The following is an 18,237-nucleotide window of genomic DNA, read 5'->3' on the forward strand; positions in this document are numbered from 1 at the left end:
TGCAATACCGTTGACTTAAGCTATAGGACCAAACGCCGGCGCAGCCGGGCGACCCACTGGTTGAAGCGGTACATCTCCAGATCATGGGATTGGCAGTACGCCGTGCGTGTCAGTCGACTGGCATGCCAGTCGCGGACGTGCTGATGCCATGAAGGGCGGCCGCAGGCCTGGCCTGGTGGTCTGGAAGCAGTCTGCGGGAGAGCCGTTGACAGGAGCACCGTGTCCTCCACCATTGGCGCGACAATCCGGATAAGCGCGCTGGAGCGGACGATCGGCGCGGTCAGGGGCGGCCCAGCCCGCGCCTTGGTCGGGAAGTTGCTCATCTTACGTTTCACCACACGTGGATTGTGGCGACCTCGACGGTGCTCGGCCGGTGTGTCGATGATCTCGATCAGGATCATCTCATGCATCTGATGCTGTCGCTGAGGGGGAAAACGCGGCATAAAACGGGAGATGCCGCCGGACAATCCGCACCGTGTGGAGGAAGGACAACGTGTCCGGGTCGCACCCGGCCTTTCGGCTGGCGGCATAGATCAGCTGCCGCAACGCCAGATGGACGAGCAGAAAGCCATAGAGTTCTTGTTCGGCCAGATCCGCCCGGCGACTGCGCAGCATCAGGCGCTGCCCGGGCAGGCTCACCTTGAATTCGGCGAAGGTCCCCTCGCACTCCCACCGTTCATGATACAGCGCTGCCAACTCCGTCGCTGGCGCGACGGCCGGGTCGAGGAGCGTGGTGACCAGCCGATCGAGGGGCTCCGCGTCCGCGATGCCTTCCAGGCGGTCGTCAATGACGCGCACGACCTGTCCCCCCTCATTGTGTCGACGCTGCTTGGGCGAGGCGTAAAGCCGGCTCAGATACGAGCCATCGGGAAGGCGCTGGTGGCAGGGCAGTTTGTGGTTGACGCGCACCCGCCAGAGCAAGTCGGCGCCCGTCGCTGCCGCCAAGCGCCACAGCTCAAAGCCGACGAAGGCCCGATCAGCCAGACACACCATGTTCGGCTGCAAGTGCTGCAACACGCGCGGCGTCAAGCGGACCTCGCTGGTGTCGTAGCGGCCAACCGCCACGGCGAACATGGCATGGGTGCCGGTTTCAATCAGCCCCACCAGGCGCAGCTTCGGGAAGCTGCTGGCGCCCCGCGAGGCGGCAGGGCGGCCGAACTGGGCCTCCAGTTCCGGCGTATCCGGCAGATCGATGGTCGTGCCATCCACACTGACCAACCGGCGACCACGGTACCACGCTCCGGGCGTGCCGGGGTCCGCAATGGGATGGGCCACCCGCTGGAACAGCTCCCGCATGGGCGTGACCCCCAGCCGGATCCGCGCACGGGTGATGGCCGACTTGGTCGCCCCCAGCGCGTCGAGCCCGCCCAGGCGGAGCCACCGCACCCCCTCCAGCAGGCATCGCAACACCTCGCCGTAGGAGGCCTGTGCATACAAGGCCAGCGCCATCACATAGTACACCACCAACGGCGCTGGCAGCTGTCGATGCCGCTGGCTCTGTCGCTGCGTCGCGACCAGCACAGCGTCAATCAAGGCCGCCGGAACGGTCGTCGTCAGCACCCCGAGTGTGACGAGATCGCTGATCCGTGGGCTGTCCGGAAGGCGCGCTGGAGGTCGGGTCATGACTGAACCCTCCGCAAGCCACTCCCTCTCGTCACTTCACACCCCATCGGCAGCTTAAGTCAACGGTATTGGGTCTAGCTGGACCTACCATTTAGAGGGAGAGCGACGATCGTTCTGTCGCCTTCTCAGTTTAGATCCGGAGAGATCGTATTTGCATTCTATGCATTCTCCCGCCTTACGGGCGCTAACCCGCCGCCGGCCACTGGTAGATCAGTCCTTCGTGGGGCAGAGGCAACCCGTGTGGTCCGACCCTTCTGGCCAAAGCGCGCTTCGTCCTGACACCAGAGCTGGAGAGAGTGCTCGGGATGTTCAGCTGCGAGGGCCTGCAGCTTGGACGGGAGCTGCTTTTTTGAACGCCGCCTGCGCGGCGGGACTGCCCTTGGGATGAGACGGTCGCGTCTTCTGACGCGAGAGGCCGAGGCGCTTGAGCACGCGGGAGAGGCCCCACTGGCTATAGCTGACGCCATAGGTTTGCTCGACATGCTCGCACAGGTCGATCAAGCGCCAGGCGCTCACCCCATCGCGCTCAGGCTCGGGCCCGCGCAGGATATGGGCCTTAAGCGCAGCCTGCTGACCCGAAGTGAGTTGTCCCGGGCGGCCAGTGCGAGGATGGTCGTGCAGACCGTCAGGGCCCTCGACATTGAAGCGCTGGATGGCATCGTGCAGGGCTTGGCGCTCCATGCCGGTGAGCCGGGCCGCTTCGGCCCGGGTCATGCCCTCCAGCGCATTGGCAATCGCCAGGAGCCGCAGCGCGGCCCGACAATCCTTCTCACGGGCCGCACGCGTACGCAGATCGGCTGGCGAGTGGTCTTGACGGATCGGGAGCCCGGCCATGCTGATCTCCATCAACAGCGCCCCCGCTCCCCAGTGAATCACGTCAGGCACACCACCGCAAATCCGAGTCAGCACTTCAGTGGACGGGTATAATTCCAACATGGCAGAGCTTATTGCGATCTTTTCCGACTCTCGGGTGTTGTGCCTCCTGTGAAACCAGCGGGAGGATCGTGTGGGGATGGGGTCGAGCGGGGATATTCTGGATTGCCTGATCGTGGGAGGGGGGCCGGCGGGGCTGACGACGGCCCTGTACCTGGCCCGGTTCAAGCGCCGGTTCCTGGTAGTAGACGGCGGCACGCCCCGGGCAGCCTGGATCCCGACCAGCCACAACATTCCGGTTTTCGCGGAAGGAATCTCCGGCAAGGAGATCCTGGCCCGGGCCCGCGCCAATCTCGAACAATATGGGGCCGCGATCCAGCCGGGGCGCGTTACGGGGCTTCGCAAGCAGCCGGACCGCTTCATTGCGGTCGTCGAGGACAATGATGGCGGCATGAGCCAGATCGCCGCCCGGCGCGTGGTGCTGGCCACCGGCTCGGTGGATATCGAGCCGGACCTGCCGGACGTGCCCAACGCAGTCCAACAGGGGCTCGTCCGCTATTGCCCGATCTGCGACGGATACGAGTCGCGGGACCGCAAGATTGCCGTCATCGCCTATGGGGCCCATGGGGTAGGGGAGGCGGTCTTCATCGCCCGCACCTACTCCCGCGACGTGACCCTGCTCACGCTGGGGCAGCCCCTGGAGCTTGACCCGGAGCAACGAGCGAGGCTCGATGAGCACCAGGTCAAGATCGTCGAGACTCCCGTCGAGTGCCTCGACATGGAAGGCGACCGGATCTCCGCCGTCCATATGGGCGGCAAGGAGCATCGCTTCGACGTGCTCTATTCGGCGCTCGGGCTGAAATACCGCTCGGACCTCGCCATCTCGCTTGGAGCCGAGCACGATCCATCCGGCAGCCTTATCGTCGACAGCCATTGTCAGACGACCGTGAAGGGCCTCTACGCTGCTGGCGACATCGTTCGCGGTCTCGACCAGATCGTGGTCGGCATGGGCCATGCGGCGCTCGCTGCGGCCCATATCCACAATCATTGCGAATTGCCGACCGAGGACGAGCCGGGCGGGGCGTGATGGTGCCTCTCAGGTCAGCGCCTTGGCCAGCAACGGCAGGCTGATATCCATGCGGTAATCGACCGAGGAATGGTCATCGTGGAATTCCTCGTAGGTGTGGGGAATACCAGCGGCTTCGAGCTTCCGGCGCATGATCCGCGAGCCGTAGACCATGTTGTATTGATCGATGTCGCCACAATCGATGTAGAAGGCCTTCAGGTTGCGCAGGTTCTGCTGGTGCTCGGGCTGATCGACCATCCGTAGGGGGTCCCAGCGCAGCCAGTTGGCCCAGCGCTCCTTGATGATCTCGCAGGTCTGCAGGTCCACCGGCAGGCGGACACCGTAGAACTGTCTCGGGTCCGGATCGAAGCTGGCCGCTTGGGCGAGGAGCATTAGGGTATGCCAGTCCTTGTCTTTGGCCTTGGGACCGGCCTCGAACTTGCGCAGGAACGCCTCGATGGACATGTCATGGCCGGCGAGGTGGCGCAGAGCTCCGGCAAACTCGCCGAGGTGGTAAAGGTACTCGAAACCCACATCACCGGAATGGGACGCGGCCGCCGCCCAGACCGAACCACCGTGCCGCAGGGCATGGACCATGGCGCCGTAGCCGCCCGAGCTCTTGCCGAATACGCCTCGGCACCCGGCTCCGCCGCACCCGAGACGCTCCTCGACGAACGGTAGCATCTCCCGGATGAGGAAGGTCTCCCACGGGCCCATGGCCGCGCTGTCCACGTATTGGTTGCCGCCCAGGCGCGTGAAACAATCGGGAAAGGCCACGACGACCGGCGGCATCGCGCCCGTGCCGATCAGACGGTCGAGGCGCTCGGGCATGTTCTCGCCGTAATTCTTCCAGTTGGTATGGGCGGGACCGCCTGCCGTATAGCCGACGAGATCGACGAGGAGAGGCAGGTCCCGGCCGTCATGACCGGCCGGCACGTAGACGTCGATCCGGCGGCGGGACGGGTCCCCGAGAAGGTTGTCCCTGAGGCTTTGGCTGTCGAGCCAGAGGCTGTGCACCGTGCCTGCCGGCACATCATGGTTCTTCCGCATGGTCATCCTCATCCGTCGCCAAAGGGAATGATGTGGCGGCCAAACGGGCACTTGTCCAGAATCCGGGCTCTCGCGGCAGTTAATAAGTCCTTATCTCACCTAGCCATTCCGGTGATTGCAGGTCTACGGTGCCGCGATAGCGCATCGTGCGGATCCGGAGGGCCACGTCAGTGAAAAGTGGACCCGGTTTTCGCCCCATCCGATGCTCTAAGTCATAGCTTGGGGGATTATCCATGACCGACAGTTTCCTGCCACGATGGAGCCTGAAGACCGAAGGCGTGATCATGCCGGATGAGCGGCTTCCGACCGGCCAGATGGTCGTCGTGGGCCTGCAGCATGTGGTGGCCATGTTCGGCGCAACCGTGCTCGCGCCGATCCTGATGGGTTTCGATCCCAATGTGTCGATCCTGTTCTCCGGTCTGGCGACGCTGATCTTCTTCTTCGTCGTGGGCGGCCGGGTTCCGAGTTATCTCGGGTCGAGCTTCGCCTTCATTGGTCCCGTTCTCGTTGCCACCGGCGCGAGCGTCGGGAGCCCTAACCCGAACCTCCCCGTGGCGCTCGGCGGCATCATCGCGGCCGGTGCGCTCTACTTCCTGATCGGCCTCGTGGTGCAGATGGCGGGGCATCGCTGGATCGAGCGACTGATGCCGCCGGTGGTCACGGGTGCCATCGTGGCCGCCATCGGCCTCGTGCTCGCTCCCATCGCGATCAACAGCGCCTCCGGCGTCACCCCGGACAATGCGGCCGGCAGCGATTTCGCTCGCTGGATCGCGCTTGCCACCGTCGTGGCGGTCGGGTTCGTCGCCGTGTACGCGCCGGGAACGATGCGCCGCCTGCCGGTCCTGATCGGAGGCGCCGCCGGCTACCTGATCTACTACATCTGCGCCAACGTGCTGGGCCTGGGACAGCCGATCGATTTCACCAGGATCGGCCAAGCCGCCTGGTTCGGCCTGCCGACCTTCCAGAGCCCCGTCTTCGACGCCCGCGCCATCAGCCTCATCGCGCCCGTGGCGATCATCCTCGTGGCGGAGAACCTCGGGCACATCAAAGCCATCGGCGCCATGACGGGCCGCAACCTCGATCCCTATCTCGGTCGCGCCTTCATGGGCGACGGCTTGGCCACCATGCTGTCCGGCTCCGCCGGCGGGACGGGCATGACCACCTATGCCGAGAACATGGGCGTGATGGCCGTGACCCGCATCTACTCGACGCTGGTCTTCGTCATCGCAGCGGGCTTCGCTCTTCTCCTCGGGCTTTCGCCCAAGTTCGGCGCCTTCATCGGCACCATTCCGGGCCCTGTGCTCGGCGGCCTGTCCATCGTGGTGTTCGGCCTCATCGCGGCCACCGCGGGCCGGATCTGGGTCGAGAACCGGGTCGACTTCTCGAACCCGCGCAATCTCATCACCGTTGCCGTCGCCTTGGTTCTGGGTGCGGGCAACTTCAAGCTGAATGTCGGCGGCTTCACCCTCGACGGCATCGGCACGGCAACCTTCGGCGCCATCATCCTCTACCACATCCTGCGGATGGCGCCCGGACCCGTCGAGCGTCCGCAAGCGGCCGAATAGCACGAGCCTTCTCAGGAACACGCTCTTGGAGCCCGCGTTGAGCCTCAACGCGGGCTTCGTCGTGCATGGTCTGTCTCGATTCCCGGCCGTGCGGAGTTTCGCATCCCTTTCCCACCGATCTTGCACGGAATGATGCCATGAGCTCCGAACAGCAGCAGACGATGCCCCCTCAGGTCCAGGACAAGCAGCCAGGTCACGAGACCGAGATGAATCCTCGGCCCGATTACGAGCCCCGTTATCCCGGCAGCGGACGGTTGAAAGGGAAGGTCGCGCTCGTCACCGGAGGCGACAGCGGCATTGGGCGGGCCACCGCCGTTCTCTTCGCCCGCGAAGGCGCCGACGTGGCCATCCTGTATCTGAACGAGGGCGAGGATGCGCAGGAGACGAAGCGCCTCATCGAGCGGGAAGGGCGCTCCTGCCTGACCATTGCCGGCGACGTCGGTGATCCGAATATCTGCCGCTCCGCCGTCGATCAGGTCGTCCAGCATTTCGGAAAGCTCGACGTACTCGTCAACAACGCCGCCGAGCAGCATCCGAAGAAGGACATCGCCGAGATCACGCCCGAACAGATCGACCGCACCTTCCGCACCAACATCTTCGGATATTTCTACATGGTGCAGGCCGCCATGCCGCACCTCAAGAAGGGCTCGGCGATCATCAACACCACGTCGGTCACGGCCTATCGCGGCAGCTCGGAGCTTCTCGATTACAGCGCCACCAAAGGAGCCATCGTGGCCTTCACGCGCTCTTTGGCGCAAAAGCTCGCGAGTGAAGGCATCCGCGTCAACGGCGTCGCGCCGGGACCGATCTGGACGCCGCTCATTCCATCGACCTTCCCGGTCGAGAAGGTGAAGCAGTTCGGGGCCAACACGCCGATGAAGCGCCCGGGGCAACCCAACGAGGTGGCGCCGTCCTATCTGTTCCTGGCGTGTGAGGATTCCTCCTACATCACGGGCACGGTCCTGCATCCGAACGGCGGCGATCCGACCGAGGCATGACACGAAAAAGGGCGGCTCGCGGAGCCGCCCTTTTTCTGACTGTGATTGAGGTCGATCAGCGTCTACGGCGCACACGAACCGGCACAAGGCTGGGCGCAGGTGCGGTGCATGCGACAAAAAGCATGAGGGCTGAAAGCGAACCGGCGATCAGGAAAAGTACTTCTGCGATTACGACCTGAGAAGCCGCTCCAGTAATCGCTGCAAGGATAGTAGCAACGGCAAAGATACAAAATGCACGAAGGGCAACTGAACGAGTCATTGACCATCTCTCCCAAGTGATCTGGAAAACGTATGGGCGTAAGGCGAGTTCCATGCGAATAAAAGCCTGCAAGATTACTTTTGAATGATCCATGAACGCAGTGGATCATTTCTCGGGCGTGGAACCCTACAGTCGCGCTTGGCGTTGTTTGAACATCATCGGCTTTAAGTCGATCACCATTTAGAGAGGTAACACCATGCTCGGTTGGGCAGTCACTTTCCTGATTATCGCTCTGGTCGCAGCTCTGTTCGGCTTCGGCGGCATCGCCGGCACGGCCGTCGAGATCGCGAAGCTGATCTTCTTCGTTGCGATCGTCCTCTTCGCCATCTCGGCCGTCATCGGCCTGCTGCGCGGGCGAAGCCCCATGTAAGGCCGGCACGGCATGCGAGATCGTGAACGCCGCCTCGAAAGGGCGGCGTTTCCGTTGGTGCCATTGATGTGAGGATTGGTGGGTGGGGGCTGGTCAGCCCTGCAGGGCGGCGCGCGTCATGCTGTCGGGACCCAGATCCTCGATGTCCTCGACGTTCAGCAGGGAGGCGAGACGAAAACGGGCGCGGTTCACGCGGCTTTTGATGGTGCCGACGGCGCAGCCGCAGATGTTCGCGGCTTCCTCATAGGAAAAGCCGGAAGCGCCGACGAGGAGCAGGGCTTCCCGCTGATCGGATGGAAGCTTGGCGAGCGCGCTGCGGAAGTCCTCGAAATCCAGATGGGAGCCCTGTTCGGGCTGCACCTTCAGGCGTCCCGCATAGGATCCGTCCGGATCCTCCACTTCGCGGCGCCGCTTGCGGTATTCGGAATGGAAGAGGTTACGCAGGATCGTGAAGAGCCAAGCATTCAGGTTCGTTCCCGGCTCGAACCTGTGCAGATTGGCCAGGGCCCTGAGGAGCGTGTCCTGAACGAGGTCGTCCGCTCTGTCGACCTGCCCCGAGAGCGAGATGGCGAAGGCGCGAAGGCTGGGAACCGCCGCGAGAAGTGCTTCCCGTAACTGCGGTTCCGGTTCTGGGGTCATTGAGACCCATCCTTCTTCGCCCCGTTCTTCTTGTCCAGTTGATCCAGCAGGTCCTTGAATCGGTCAGGAACGGGCTGCTGCATGAGTTCGTCGTACATGGCGCGGAGCTGGTCGCCGATGCGCTTTTGGCTGCCGCTGTCGAGCTTGGGATCGGTTGCAAGCTTATCGTTCGCGGACGCCTCCAGGGTAGTCCGAGCAAGCTTGTTCCCCTTATCAACCGTCATCTTCGTCCCCTTGCCACCCCTATCTTTCAGAGGGATGGCCAACCTTGGCAATATCCATATATTAGTTTTCGAGCAATAACGCTGGTTGCTGCACCCGGTTCCATCCATGGAACTTTTGCAGCTTTGCCACGTTGAATGGACCGTCGGTACAACGAGTCAAAAGCACAGTTAAGGGGAAGCGAATGTCGACAGCGCAGCTTGTCGTCCAGCACTTACCATATCTTCGCCGCTACGCACGCGCTCTCACTGGCAGCCAGATGGCTGGAGACGCCTATGTGGCCGCCACCCTGGAAACCCTCGTCAGCGAACCGGAGACCATCGGTCCTTCGGGGAATGTGAAGGTGGAGCTTTTCCAGGTCTTCACGCGAATCTGGAATTCCCTGTCGGTCAACGGACGCAGCGAGCAGATCCAGCGTGACCTGCCGGCGGAAGTCCGCCTTGGGCAGATCACCCCGCTTCCCCGTCAGGCCTTCCTCCTGTCGTGCCTTGAAGGCTTCGGAGAGGAAGAGGTTGGCCAGATCCTTGATGTGGATACCAAGACCGTTCGTGATCTCGTCGACGAGGCGGGCCGCGAGCTGGCGGCCGACATGGCCACGGACATTCTCATCATCGAAGACGAGCCGCTCATCGCCATGGATCTCGAGGCGTTGGTCGAAGGTCTCGGCCACAACGTGACGGGTGTCGCCCGCACGCGGACCGAGGCCGTCAAGCTAGCCTCCGCCAAGCAGCCGGGCCTCATTCTGGCGGATATCCAGCTGGCGGACGGCAGCTCCGGCCTCGACGCGGTCAACGATCTCCTGAAGGCCTTCGAGGTTCCGGTGATCTTCATCACGGCCTATCCCGAGCGCTTCCTGACCGGCGAGCGGCCCGAACCGGCCTTCCTGATCGCCAAGCCGTTCCAGCCAGCGAACGTCTCCGCCGTGATCAGCCAGGCCCTGTTCTTCCAGCAGAGCGCCCGCCGCCGCGAGGCTCGCGCAGCAACGGCTTAATCCCAAGGTTCATTGGATTACCAAGTAATAGCCCGGCCTATGGCCGGGCTTTTCTTTATGATCGATGTATTGGGCGCAAAAAAAGACGGGCTCAAAAGCCCGTCTAAGGTGCCGGCCAATGCACAAGGGGAATGCGGGGAGGACCAGGAGGCCGGTGCTTTAAGAACGCCCCATCGAAAACAAAGGTTCCCGGCTTTTTTCTCTCCTTTTTATTCTTCAGTCCTAGGGAAGGTGACAGGAACATCAAAGATATGGTCGCGTTGTTTTTCCGAATTGTTGAGCTGGGATAGCAGGAGAGAGGGATGTTCCGCACACCTGTAGCTTTGGTCGGATTGGCTGGGGCTTTCTTCGTGGCTGGAAGTTTTGCCCCCGCGTCCTTCAACATGTCGCCTCTGGTTCAATCAGAGGCCTTGGCTCTCACGGGGGGCGTTCTCGCGAAGGGCGATCGGATCGCCGCACCAGTTCCGGCAAGCCAGCCGACCAGCGTTTCGATTGTGGAACTCGTCGGCGTGTCCAATGCGGCCGTGATCCTTCGGGATCATGATGGAAAGGTGCTCTACAGGTCGGATCCTCGAACGGGGATCACGACCTTCGCCCGCGATACGGAGCTCCCGGTCGTCACCTTGAAGGACGAGGCGCGGGGCTCCGTGGCGCAGCATCCGGCCCGCCGTCAGGAGGGCAACGACACGCCGCAGGAGCAGAAGCCCAAGAGTCGCAATCCTGTCGGCTGCCTGGGCGATGTCAGTCCTCTCGCCAAGGCCAGCGCCAATCGGATGCCGAGCCTCTGCCTGGCGCTGCTCGAACAATCGCTGTCCTAACAGGCCTGGGCCGTCGTTAGCCCCGGTGCGTAGGCCTTCCTGCACGGCTTTGAAGATGCTCGGCGGTTGCTAACTCCTGTTCAAGAGTCTCCTCTCTGAATGACGCGGCAGCTGGGAGCGCGCCCAAAATCTCTGCCGGCCCTCATTATTGCTGGAACAAATCTTTCCTGAATGGGGTTGGCTAGATCGGCGTCTTGATTGCGGTTCATCTCGCAATGAACAGTGTTGAATAGGTCTTCTCTCGAAACTGAATGCGTATTCATTTTGTTCATTTGAAAATAGATGTTCCGATAACATTCCTTTGATCGGCCTCAATATTGGGAACGGTCGCTATTGCCGTGCGTTACATCCTGGCGCACCTCGGTGCACAACGCGATTTTCAAGGAAACTTCAGGAGAATAATGCAATGCTGAAGAAGCATATGGCAGCTTGCCTTGTCGTGACGGCTGTCGCGGCTGCACCCGCTCTCGCGCAAACCTCGACGTCCCCGTCCGCTCCGACCGACCGGCCGACTGCTACGGGTTCCGGTACCACCGGCAGCGGCTCGCCGGCCATGCAGCCGGGTTCGTCCGGCTCGTCCACCATGGGCCAATCTTCCATGGGGCAGTCCTCGACGACCATGGGCCAGAACAGCGCCGCGGCCGGTCAGTTCATGACCCAGATGCAATCGAACCAGATCATGGCCTCTGATCTGATCGGAACTCGTGTGGTCAGCGCCAACAACGAATCCATCGGCGATGTGAATGACGTGATCCTGGATCGCAATGGTCAGGTCATGGCCGCGGTCGTCGGCGTGGGCGGCTTCCTCGGAATCGGCGAGAAGAACGTCGCCGTTCCGTTCAACTCGCTCGAGTTCATGAGCGCCCAACAGGCCCAGGCCCTGGACAGCAGCAAAAACGGCAGCAACAACGTGAATACGACCGGCTCGACGGCGACAGGCAATACGGCCGCGACCGGCACGGGTTCCGCCGCCTCGAACAACACTACCACGTCCTCGAGCGATCAGAACCAGCCCGAGCGCGTCGTTCTTCGGATGACGAAGGCTGAGCTTCAGGCCGCCCCGACGTTCGACAAGAAGGGCAACAACAATGCCAGCCGCTCGACGACTGGGACCACCGGCGCGAGCGGGACGAATGGCACGACGGGTAACTCGACGGCTCCGCAGCAATAAGCGGAAAAGCGGTTCCTGCCGACAGGCGGCGCTTGGGGAGACCCGGGCGCCGTTTTCATGTGCGGAGGGGCAGGGCGCCCGCCAAAACAAAAGGCGCAGCTGAAACAACTGCGCCTTGAAGGTGCCGGTCCAAGGGGGCATTCGGACCAGTTGGATTCAGAACGCGGCAGCACCGACCGGGTTCCGGAAAATTTTCAGATTTCCGCGGTCCGGAATGAGCCGGACTTCTTGCCGCACGAGGAACTGGGAATAGGCGCACACGTTGCCGTTTTAAGCGCCGGGGCATCGGATCCAAAAAGTCGGCTTGCACTTTTGTGCCCTATCCGATGCGCCAAGCGGAGGAAACAACAATGACCGCCACGAATGAGCTGGACGCGGTGCTGTGCCAGGAAGAATTGCCGGACGAGTTTTCCCGGCTCACATCGAGTTCCCCTCCGAGGGACAAGCCGTCGGTCGCCTCCATGCTCAGCGGCATCATTCCGATGTGCTCGCAGGATGAGGTGACCTGCCCGCTGCTGCTGCGGCGGCATCTGCTGGTTCCCGCGTTACCCCACGTGATGCCGACGGCAAGCAGTCCGCGTATGTAAGGTTCGAATTGATGGTTGAAGCATCCTCCTCTTCCGCAGCCCCCGGATCGGTCGCGTTCCTGCTCCATCCGAGCATGGTGCCGGTGATCGACGTGTTCCGGTCGCTGAGCAGTCTTGAGGATCAATACGATCTGGCTCTTCTTGATGGACCGGAACGGGGGCTGGTATCCTTTACTCAGCCTGAGGTCGCGAAAGCCATCGTGTCCGACGCCTTGTTGCTCGCTTTTGCGCTGACCAGACAGCGGGGCAGGCCCTTCTGCCACCGGCCTGTCGGCTCCCGACACGGGAGCATGGACGAGTATTGCCTGCTGGCGTTGATCGGTTCGTCGCGCAGCGGCCGGTCCGACGTTGTCCAAGAGGCTGCGGCTTTGCTGGACGTCGTATCCCTCGACTTCATGGTCTCCCTGGCCGGAGAAATCGTTCGCCAGATGGATCTCGGGACACTTGTCTTCGAGCGCCCGAGCCTGTCCGAATTCAGGGCTTTGATGGGCTATGGTCCGTCCGAGGAAGTGCTCATCGAGGCAAGGCTGGACAAGGCGGAGTTGAGCTTCCGGAACTAGAGCATCGGACCCAGAAGTGGACTTGCACTTTTGGGATTCACCCGATGCTCCACTCTTTGAAGAGCGCATCGTTCGGGGCGGAAAAGTGGACCCGGTTTTCCGCACGATGCGCTAGTGTCGTACCGGGGTGAAACGCATCTTCTGCCTGTGAAATCATGGTGTGCCCGGCTGTTCAGCGGTCCTTCGTGCTGTCACGATAGGGAGCTGTCACCCATACTCCAGAGATACGAATGACCGTCGTCGGGCTTCCAGCGTGAGACGCATCGCAGCTTTCGCCCTGATGGCACTCATCTGGGGGCTGACGTGGCTGCCCATGAAGGTGGCCTCCGAGGTCGTCCCTCCGATCTTTCTCGCCGCAATGCGATTTCTGCTGGCCGCACCGTGCTTCCTCGCGGTCGCGATGGCACAAGGTCTGCCGCTGCGCTCCAGCCATTTCGGCGGGATCCTCGCCGCCTCTCTTCTGATCACGACAGGGTGCTACAGCTTTCTGTTCTGGGGCGTCGCGCGAGCGCCCAGCGGCCTGTCGGCCATCGTCAATCTGTCATTGATGCCCATCTTCCTGGTGATCATCGGGCGGCTCTACGGTCAGGAGCGGATTACGGCGCGTCGGGTGGCCGCGATAGGGCTTGGGATCCTGGGCCTCGTCCTCCTGTTCTCCGGCCGCACGGGTGCGGCTCAAGACGGCGCCGCGTCCGTTCTCGGACTGGTCGCGGTGGCCATCGGGACCGTTTCCTATGCCTGGGGCTCGGTCATCAGCCGGCCGTTGACCCTGGCCATGCCGCCCCTTGTGCTCGCTTTCTGGCAAAGCCTGATCGGCGGTATGGCTCTTGTGCCTGTTTCCCTGATCATCGAAGGCTATGATCCGGCCCATTTCGCGGCGCTTAAGGAGGCGAAGGCCGTCTTCGGCTTGACGACCCTCGTGCTGGGAGGATCGCTGATCGCATTCTGGATCTACCTTGGCCTCGTGCGCGACTGGGGCGCCTTCCGGGCGGGGCTTTATGCCTTCGTCAGCCCGGTCATCGCCGTTGCGGTCGGCGTCGCCTATGCCGCCGAGCCCTTCGGCTGGGCTGAAGCCGCGGGCATGGGGATCATGCTGAGCGCAACGGCCTTGTCCCTGTCGGAGCGCAAACCTATGAAAACAACCCTGTCCGGGTGAGGGCGCACGATCTCCGCTGGAGAACTCAAAAGTAAAGGGGCCGTCAAGCGGCCCCTAAACTGATGTCTATCAGAAATAATTTATTCCTGATTGCCGCGGGTATTGCCCGAGGCCTGACCGCCCTTGCGGCCCGCTTCCGAAGCGAGTTCGCGATCCTGGGAAAAGGAACGCTTCTCGGCGGGAACGCTCTTGCCGCCTTTACTTGCGATTTCGCGCTGCCGGTCAGAATCCATCGACGCGAAGCCACGCTTCGAGGTCGAACCACCTGCCATTTATGCCTCCTTATCAATGGTGTCCGTGCTTCTTCAACCGCAAGGGGATTCGATGGTTCCGGTTGGTCAGGGCCAACCTTTGCAAAAATTTTCAGAAAATATTCAGCTGTCATGAATTGTTAGGCTTAGACTTGGCAATTCCTGCGATCTAAACGTGGCAACAACTTGTTCATGGGAATAAGAACCGAGAAGGTACTTACCTTGATACCCGCCTTCGGGGCATGCTCTATTTGCGAATATATTGGTCACAAAAGGTATGTAGTTGATCCTCAATGAAATCTGCCGAGGATTTCGAAGGAAGGAAACGCTCCGTCTTCGAGAGATGATTATCCTTCACGTCCGCGATAAAAGGCTTGTCGCAGGCGCGCTTCGACAGGCGCCTTAAAAGTCGGTGCTCAGGAAGAGAGGGCGGGATGACCTACGACGACAACAACGTGTTCGCGAAGATCCTACGCGGGGAGCTTCCGTGCCATAAGGTCTACGAGACGGACCGTGTCCTGGCCTTCATGGATGTGATGCCGCGCGGGGACGGGCATGTCCTGGTGATTCCGAAAACCAAGGCGCGCAACCTGCTCGACGTGAAGCCGGACGATCTGGCGGAACTCGCCAAGGCGGTTCAGATCGTCGGCAAGGCCGCCAAGACGGCGCTGTCCGCCGATGGCCTGACGATCCAGCAATTCAACGAGAGCGCGGGCGGGCAGGTGGTCTTCCACATCCACTTCCATGTGCTCCCCCGGTTCGAGGGCGTGGCTCTGAAGCCTCATTCCGGCCAGATGGAGAAGCCCGAAATCCTGGCGGATTTTGCGGCAAAGATCCGGGCGGCGCTGCCGGCGGCGTGATGGGATGAGGATCGTGATCTTACCGCTCTACGTCATCACCGGCCTCGTGCCGGTGATCCCGATAACCTGAAGCGCTGCGCTCTTCTCATGGAGATGGCCGGTACGAGACCGGCCATGACGTAGTGTGAGGACGGCCCCAGGATCACTCCGCCCAATCGAGGGAGCGGGCGACGGCCTTGTCCCAGACGGCATTCAGCTGCTCGCGACGGGGCGGGGTCATGTTCGGCGTCCAGCGCTTGTCGACGGCCCAGTTCTGCACGAGTTCGTCCGTGCCGCTCCAGAAGCCCGTGGCTAGGCCTGCCGCGTAGGCGGCGCCGAGAGCGGTGGTCTCGATCACCTTGGGACGCACCACGGGCACGTTCAGGATATCGGCTTGGAACTGCATCAGGAGTTCGTTGACGACCATGCCGCCGTCCGTGCGCAGTTCCTTGACGGCGATGCCCGTGTCCTTGGTCATGGCGTCCAGCACCTCGCGGGTCTGGAAGGCGGTGGCCTCGAGCGCCGCGCGGGCGATGTGGCCCTTGTTGGCGAAGCGCGTCAGGCCGCCGATCAAGCCGCGGGCATGGGAGTTCCAGTGCGGCGCGTAGAGGCCCGAGAAGGCCGGAACGATCGTCACGCCGCCATTGTCCTCGACTCCACGGGCCAGGGTCTCGATCTCGGTGCTGTCCCGGATCAGTCCCAAATTGTCGCGTAGCCATTGTACGAGGGCGCCCGCGATCGCGATGGAGCCTTCAAGGGCATAGACTGTCTTTCCCTGGCCGAAGCGGTAGCCCACGGTGGTGAGCAGGCCGCATTTCGAAGTGTAGGGGGTCTCGCCGGTGTTCATGAGCATGAAGCAGCCGGTGCCGTAGGTATTCTTGGCTTCGCCCTGCCGGAAGCAGGCCTGCCCCACGAGGGCCGCCTGCTGGTCGCCCAGAATGCCCGCGATGGGAACGCCCGCGAGGCCATCGGTCGCCTGACCGTAAACCTCACTCGACGAGCGGATCTGCGGCAGACAGGCTTTCGGAATGTCGAAAAGCCTCAGGATCTCCTCGTCCCAATCGAGGCTCTTGAGGTTCATGAGCTGCGTGCGGCTGGCATTGGTCACATCGGTGATGTGGCTGCCTCCGTTGACGCCGCCCGTCAGGTTCCAGACCAGCCACGTGTCGATGTTGCCGAAGAGCACGTCGCCGGCCGCCGCCTTGTCCCGGGCGCCGGGCACGTTATCGAGCAGCCAGCGCAGCTTCAGTCCGGAGAAGTAGCTCGCCAGCGGAAGGCCGGTCTTGTCGCGCAGGCGATCGTGGCCACCGTCCTGAGCGAACTCCTCGACGATGGAATCAACGCGGGTGTCCTGCCAGACGAGGGCATTGTGGAGGGGCTTACCCGTGCGGCGGTCCCAGATCAGCGTGGTTTCCCGCTGGTTGGTAATGCCGATGGCCGCGAGATCCTGCGGTTTTAAGCCCTTCTTCTCCAGGGCCTGCCGGATCACCTCCTGCGTGTTCCGCCAGATCTCGAGCGGATCGTGCTCCACATAGCCGGGCTTGGGATAGATCTGCTCATGTTCCTTCTGACTGAGCGAGACGATCGCTCCGGCCTTGTCGAACACGATGAAGCGCGAACTGGTCGTGCCCTGGTCGATGGCGCCGACGTACTGAGCCATGTCCTTCCCCGATGTCATTGCGCTGCGACGGACGCGGCGTTCTTCTTGGCCAAATAGGCATCGATCCTGGCCGCAGCGTCAACCGGCACATGCAGCCCGAGCTTCGAGCGGCGCCAGAGGATGTCCTCGGCGGTGCGCGCCCATTCGCGGCGCACCAGGTAATCGACCTCCGCGCCCGTCAGCCCGGCGCCGAAATCCTCGCCGAGATCTGCCATGGACTTCGCCGAGCCGAGAAGCTCCTCCATTCGCGTGCCGTAGGCGCGCGCCAGGCGATGGGCGAGGTGCTCGGGCAGGAAGGGCCAGCGCTGGCGTACGGTGGCGAAGAAGCGGTCGAAATCCGCGTCCGGCATGTCGCCGCCCGGCATTTTCGCGTCTTCCGTCCAGGCGGGCTTCATGTTCGGGAAGAAGGGCTTCAGCTCCTCGAGAGCATGCTCCGCGAGCTTGCGGAAGGTGGTGATCTTGCCGCCGAAGATCGACAGGACCGGCGCCTGTCCCTGCGGGGCATCGAGGTCGAACACGTAGTCGCGGGTCACTGCGGAAGCATTGCTCGAACCGTCGTCGAAGAGCGGGCGCACGCCGGAATAGGTCCAGACGACGTCGGCCGGCGTGACCTGCTTCTTGAAGAAGTGGTTCACGACGTTGCAGAGATATTGGATCTCGTCCTGGCTGATCTCGACCTTCTTGTCCGGGACGGACTCGACCGGAATGTCGGTCGTGCCGATCAGGGTGAACTTCTCCTGATAGGGGATCGCGAAGACGATCCGCTTGTCCGTGTTCTGGAGAATGAAGGCTTCCTTGGTGTCGAAAAGCTTCGGCACCACGATGTGGCTGCCTTTCACCAGGCGCACACTCTTCGTGGTGTTGAGCCCGAGCTTGGCGTTGAGCACGTCGGCGACGAAAGGCCCCCCGGCATTGACGATGACCTTCGCCCGAACGTCCTGGGTTTCGCCCGTCGTGACATTCTGGAGGGTCGCCACCCAGGCGTCGCCGTCGCGGCGGGCGGAGACGAGCTTCGTCCGGACCCGGATGTCGGCTCCCTTCTCGAAGGCGTCGATGGCATTGAGAGCCACCATGCGGCTGTCCTCGACCCAGCAGTCGGAATAGACGAAGGCGGTGTCGAAGCCTGGCTTCAGGGCTTGGCCGGCGGGGTGCCGGGTGAGCTTGATCCCCTCGGTTCCCGGCAGCTTCTTGCGCGGCGCGAGGTGGTCGTAGAGGAACAGGCCGAGGCGCACGAACCAGGCCGGGCGGATGCCCTTCTCGTGGGGCAGGATGAAGCGCAGGGGCCAGATGATGTGTGGGGCAGAGTTGAGCAGGCGCTCGCGTTCGAAGAGCGCCTCGCGCACCAGGCGGAACTCGTAATATTCCAGGTATCGCAGGCCGCCATGAATCAGCTTCGTCGAGGCGGAGGAGGTGTAACCGGCCAGATCGCCCTGCTCGCAGAGCACGACCGAGAGGCCCCGGCCCACCGCGTCGCGCGCGATGCCCGCGCCGTTGATGCCGCCGCCCACAATCAGAAGATCAGTCACTGTCGTCACGAAA

At 62.6% G+C, this 18,237-nt stretch carries 21 protein-coding genes; 11 read left to right on the forward strand and 10 right to left on the reverse strand.

What is annotated here, in order from left to right:
• Positions 1 to 20 precede the first annotated feature (20 nt).
• From tnpA to DDF70_RS22880, 3 genes are all read right to left on the reverse strand, one after another.
• The gene (gene tnpA, locus DDF70_RS22870) at positions 21 to 410 is read right to left on the reverse strand and encodes an IS66 family insertion sequence element accessory protein TnpA (protein ID WP_162820591.1); all 390 of its coding nucleotides are present in this window, start codon (positions 408 to 410) and stop codon (positions 21 to 23) included.
• Positions 403 to 1,623: an IS4 family transposase gene (locus DDF70_RS22875; protein ID WP_114947125.1), complete on the reverse strand. Its 1,221-nt coding sequence runs from the start codon at positions 1,621 to 1,623 to the stop codon at positions 403 to 405. The genes tnpA and DDF70_RS22875 overlap by 8 nt, the downstream gene beginning before the upstream one ends.
• A 309-nt stretch (positions 1,624 to 1,932) precedes the next feature.
• Positions 1,933 to 2,457 (reverse strand): IS630 family transposase, encoded by a 525-nt coding sequence (locus DDF70_RS22880; RefSeq protein ID WP_162820592.1) that lies wholly within the window; start codon positions 2,455 to 2,457, stop codon positions 1,933 to 1,935.
• 178 nt (positions 2,458 to 2,635) lie between these two features.
• Between DDF70_RS22880 and DDF70_RS22885 the strand changes: the two genes are divergently transcribed.
• Positions 2,636 to 3,583: an NAD(P)/FAD-dependent oxidoreductase gene (locus DDF70_RS22885; protein WP_114947127.1), complete on the forward strand. Its 948-nt coding sequence runs from the start codon at positions 2,636 to 2,638 to the stop codon at positions 3,581 to 3,583.
• A 9-nt stretch (positions 3,584 to 3,592) separates the two neighbouring features.
• Here the strand turns inward: DDF70_RS22885 and DDF70_RS22890 are convergent, their stop codons facing one another.
• Entirely contained in the window at positions 3,593 to 4,612 is a 1,020-nt protein-coding gene (locus DDF70_RS22890; RefSeq protein WP_114947128.1) for an alpha/beta hydrolase, read from the reverse strand.
• 233 nt (positions 4,613 to 4,845) lie between these two features.
• Between DDF70_RS22890 and DDF70_RS22895 the strand changes: the two genes are divergently transcribed.
• Positions 4,846 to 6,177 (forward strand): solute carrier family 23 protein, encoded by a 1,332-nt coding sequence (locus DDF70_RS22895; protein ID WP_114947129.1) that lies wholly within the window; start codon positions 4,846 to 4,848, stop codon positions 6,175 to 6,177.
• Positions 6,178 to 6,314: 137 nt separating this feature from the next.
• Positions 6,315 to 7,175: an SDR family oxidoreductase gene (locus DDF70_RS22900; RefSeq protein ID WP_114947156.1), complete on the forward strand. Its 861-nt coding sequence runs from the start codon at positions 6,315 to 6,317 to the stop codon at positions 7,173 to 7,175.
• A gap of 55 nt (positions 7,176 to 7,230) precedes the next feature.
• On the opposite strand, the gene DDF70_RS37555 is transcribed toward DDF70_RS22900, so the two are convergent.
• A complete protein-coding gene (locus DDF70_RS37555; RefSeq protein WP_205772466.1) occupies positions 7,231 to 7,527 on the reverse strand; it encodes a hypothetical protein in 297 nt (98 codons plus the stop codon).
• A gap of 103 nt (positions 7,528 to 7,630) precedes the next feature.
• On the opposite strand from DDF70_RS37555, the gene DDF70_RS22905 reads away from it, so the two are divergent.
• Positions 7,631 to 7,804: a DUF1328 domain-containing protein gene (locus tag DDF70_RS22905; protein ID WP_009494036.1), complete on the forward strand. Its 174-nt coding sequence runs from the start codon at positions 7,631 to 7,633 to the stop codon at positions 7,802 to 7,804.
• A 93-nt stretch (positions 7,805 to 7,897) separates the two neighbouring features.
• Here DDF70_RS22905 and DDF70_RS22910 read toward each other — a convergent pair whose 3' ends face one another.
• Together DDF70_RS22910 and DDF70_RS22915 are read right to left on the reverse strand one after the other, a co-directional pair.
• On the reverse strand, positions 7,898 to 8,443 hold the full coding sequence (locus DDF70_RS22910) for a sigma-70 family RNA polymerase sigma factor (protein ID WP_114947130.1): 546 nt from the start codon (positions 8,441 to 8,443) through the stop codon (positions 7,898 to 7,900).
• Positions 8,440 to 8,667: a NepR family anti-sigma factor gene (locus DDF70_RS22915; RefSeq protein ID WP_114947157.1), complete on the reverse strand. Its 228-nt coding sequence runs from the start codon at positions 8,665 to 8,667 to the stop codon at positions 8,440 to 8,442. Before DDF70_RS22915 ends, DDF70_RS22910 begins: the two co-directional genes overlap by 4 nt.
• Before the next feature lie 182 nt (positions 8,668 to 8,849).
• On the opposite strand from DDF70_RS22915, the gene DDF70_RS22920 reads away from it, so the two are divergent.
• The 6 genes from DDF70_RS22920 to DDF70_RS22945 all read left to right on the forward strand — a co-directional run bounded on the left by DDF70_RS22920 (position 8,850) and on the right by DDF70_RS22945 (position 13,948).
• Complete coding sequence (locus DDF70_RS22920; RefSeq protein ID WP_114947131.1) at positions 8,850 to 9,656, forward strand: response regulator; 807 nt, start codon at positions 8,850 to 8,852, stop codon at positions 9,654 to 9,656.
• A 302-nt stretch (positions 9,657 to 9,958) separates the two neighbouring features.
• Positions 9,959 to 10,474 carry a hypothetical protein gene (locus DDF70_RS22925; RefSeq protein ID WP_162820593.1) on the forward strand — a complete coding sequence of 172 codons (516 nt, stop codon included), beginning with the start codon at positions 9,959 to 9,961 and terminating at the stop codon, positions 10,472 to 10,474.
• A gap of 406 nt (positions 10,475 to 10,880) precedes the next feature.
• A complete protein-coding gene (locus DDF70_RS22930) occupies positions 10,881 to 11,645 on the forward strand; it encodes a PRC-barrel domain-containing protein (RefSeq protein WP_114947133.1) in 765 nt (254 codons plus the stop codon).
• Positions 11,646 to 11,995: 350 nt separating this feature from the next.
• Positions 11,996 to 12,232 (forward strand): hypothetical protein, encoded by a 237-nt coding sequence (locus DDF70_RS22935; RefSeq protein ID WP_114947134.1) that lies wholly within the window; start codon positions 11,996 to 11,998, stop codon positions 12,230 to 12,232.
• Between the two features lie 11 nt (positions 12,233 to 12,243).
• Positions 12,244 to 12,792: a hypothetical protein gene (locus DDF70_RS22940; RefSeq protein WP_162820594.1), complete on the forward strand. Its 549-nt coding sequence runs from the start codon at positions 12,244 to 12,246 to the stop codon at positions 12,790 to 12,792.
• Between the two features lie 253 nt (positions 12,793 to 13,045).
• Entirely contained in the window at positions 13,046 to 13,948 is a 903-nt protein-coding gene (locus DDF70_RS22945) for a DMT family transporter (RefSeq protein WP_245435611.1), read from the forward strand.
• A gap of 80 nt (positions 13,949 to 14,028) precedes the next feature.
• Here DDF70_RS22945 and DDF70_RS22950 read toward each other — a convergent pair whose 3' ends face one another.
• Positions 14,029 to 14,220, reverse strand: coding sequence for a con-10 family general stress protein (locus DDF70_RS22950; RefSeq protein WP_009494027.1), 192 nt, complete (start codon positions 14,218 to 14,220; stop codon positions 14,029 to 14,031).
• 413 nt (positions 14,221 to 14,633) lie between these two features.
• Here DDF70_RS22950 and DDF70_RS22955 point away from each other — a divergent pair, with 413 nt between their 5' ends.
• On the forward strand, positions 14,634 to 15,059 hold the full coding sequence (locus tag DDF70_RS22955; RefSeq protein WP_114947137.1) for an HIT family protein: 426 nt from the start codon (positions 14,634 to 14,636) through the stop codon (positions 15,057 to 15,059).
• 142 nt (positions 15,060 to 15,201) lie between these two features.
• Here the strand turns inward: DDF70_RS22955 and glpK are convergent, their stop codons facing one another.
• The gene (gene glpK, locus DDF70_RS22960; protein ID WP_114947158.1) at positions 15,202 to 16,698 is read right to left on the reverse strand and encodes a glycerol kinase GlpK; all 1,497 of its coding nucleotides are present in this window, start codon (positions 16,696 to 16,698) and stop codon (positions 15,202 to 15,204) included.
• Between the two features lie 14 nt (positions 16,699 to 16,712).
• Positions 16,713 to 18,233, reverse strand: a complete 1,521-nt coding sequence (locus tag DDF70_RS22965) for a glycerol-3-phosphate dehydrogenase (protein WP_114947138.1) — start codon at positions 18,231 to 18,233, stop codon at positions 16,713 to 16,715.
• Between the last annotated feature and the right edge of the window lie 4 nt (positions 18,234 to 18,237).

It is taken from the genome of Microvirga calopogonii, from assembly GCF_003347665.1.
In the GTDB taxonomy this organism is placed as follows: domain Bacteria; phylum Pseudomonadota; class Alphaproteobacteria; order Rhizobiales; family Beijerinckiaceae; genus Microvirga; species Microvirga calopogonii.

Bases quoted from the DNA above. Each gene is read 5' to 3' on its own strand.
- tnpA (WP_162820591.1), bottom strand. From the start codon at position 410: ATGCATGAGATGATCCTGATCGAGATCATCGACACACCGGCCGAGCAC.
- DDF70_RS22875 (WP_114947125.1), bottom strand. From the start codon at position 1,623: ATGACCCGACCTCCAGCGCGCCTTCCGGACAGCCCACGGATCAGCGAT.
- DDF70_RS22880 (WP_162820592.1), bottom strand. From the start codon at position 2,457: ATGGCCGGGCTCCCGATCCGTCAAGACCACTCGCCAGCCGATCTGCGT.
- DDF70_RS22885 (WP_114947127.1), top strand. From the start codon at position 2,636: ATGGGGTCGAGCGGGGATATTCTGGATTGCCTGATCGTGGGAGGGGGG.
- DDF70_RS22890 (WP_114947128.1), bottom strand. From the start codon at position 4,612: ATGCGGAAGAACCATGATGTGCCGGCAGGCACGGTGCACAGCCTCTGG.
- DDF70_RS22895 (WP_114947129.1), top strand. From the start codon at position 4,846: ATGACCGACAGTTTCCTGCCACGATGGAGCCTGAAGACCGAAGGCGTG.
- DDF70_RS22900 (WP_114947156.1), top strand. From the start codon at position 6,315: ATGAGCTCCGAACAGCAGCAGACGATGCCCCCTCAGGTCCAGGACAAG.
- DDF70_RS37555 (WP_205772466.1), bottom strand. From the start codon at position 7,527: ATGGATCATTCAAAAGTAATCTTGCAGGCTTTTATTCGCATGGAACTC.
- DDF70_RS22905 (WP_009494036.1), top strand. From the start codon at position 7,631: ATGCTCGGTTGGGCAGTCACTTTCCTGATTATCGCTCTGGTCGCAGCT.
- DDF70_RS22910 (WP_114947130.1), bottom strand. From the start codon at position 8,443: ATGACCCCAGAACCGGAACCGCAGTTACGGGAAGCACTTCTCGCGGCG.
- DDF70_RS22915 (WP_114947157.1), bottom strand. From the start codon at position 8,667: ATGACGGTTGATAAGGGGAACAAGCTTGCTCGGACTACCCTGGAGGCG.
- DDF70_RS22920 (WP_114947131.1), top strand. From the start codon at position 8,850: ATGTCGACAGCGCAGCTTGTCGTCCAGCACTTACCATATCTTCGCCGC.
- DDF70_RS22925 (WP_162820593.1), top strand. From the start codon at position 9,959: ATGTTCCGCACACCTGTAGCTTTGGTCGGATTGGCTGGGGCTTTCTTC.
- DDF70_RS22930 (WP_114947133.1), top strand. From the start codon at position 10,881: ATGCTGAAGAAGCATATGGCAGCTTGCCTTGTCGTGACGGCTGTCGCG.
- DDF70_RS22935 (WP_114947134.1), top strand. From the start codon at position 11,996: ATGACCGCCACGAATGAGCTGGACGCGGTGCTGTGCCAGGAAGAATTG.
- DDF70_RS22940 (WP_162820594.1), top strand. From the start codon at position 12,244: ATGGTTGAAGCATCCTCCTCTTCCGCAGCCCCCGGATCGGTCGCGTTC.
- DDF70_RS22950 (WP_009494027.1), bottom strand. From the start codon at position 14,220: ATGGCAGGTGGTTCGACCTCGAAGCGTGGCTTCGCGTCGATGGATTCT.
- DDF70_RS22955 (WP_114947137.1), top strand. From the start codon at position 14,634: ATGACCTACGACGACAACAACGTGTTCGCGAAGATCCTACGCGGGGAG.
- glpK (WP_114947158.1), bottom strand. From the start codon at position 16,698: ATGGCTCAGTACGTCGGCGCCATCGACCAGGGCACGACCAGTTCGCGC.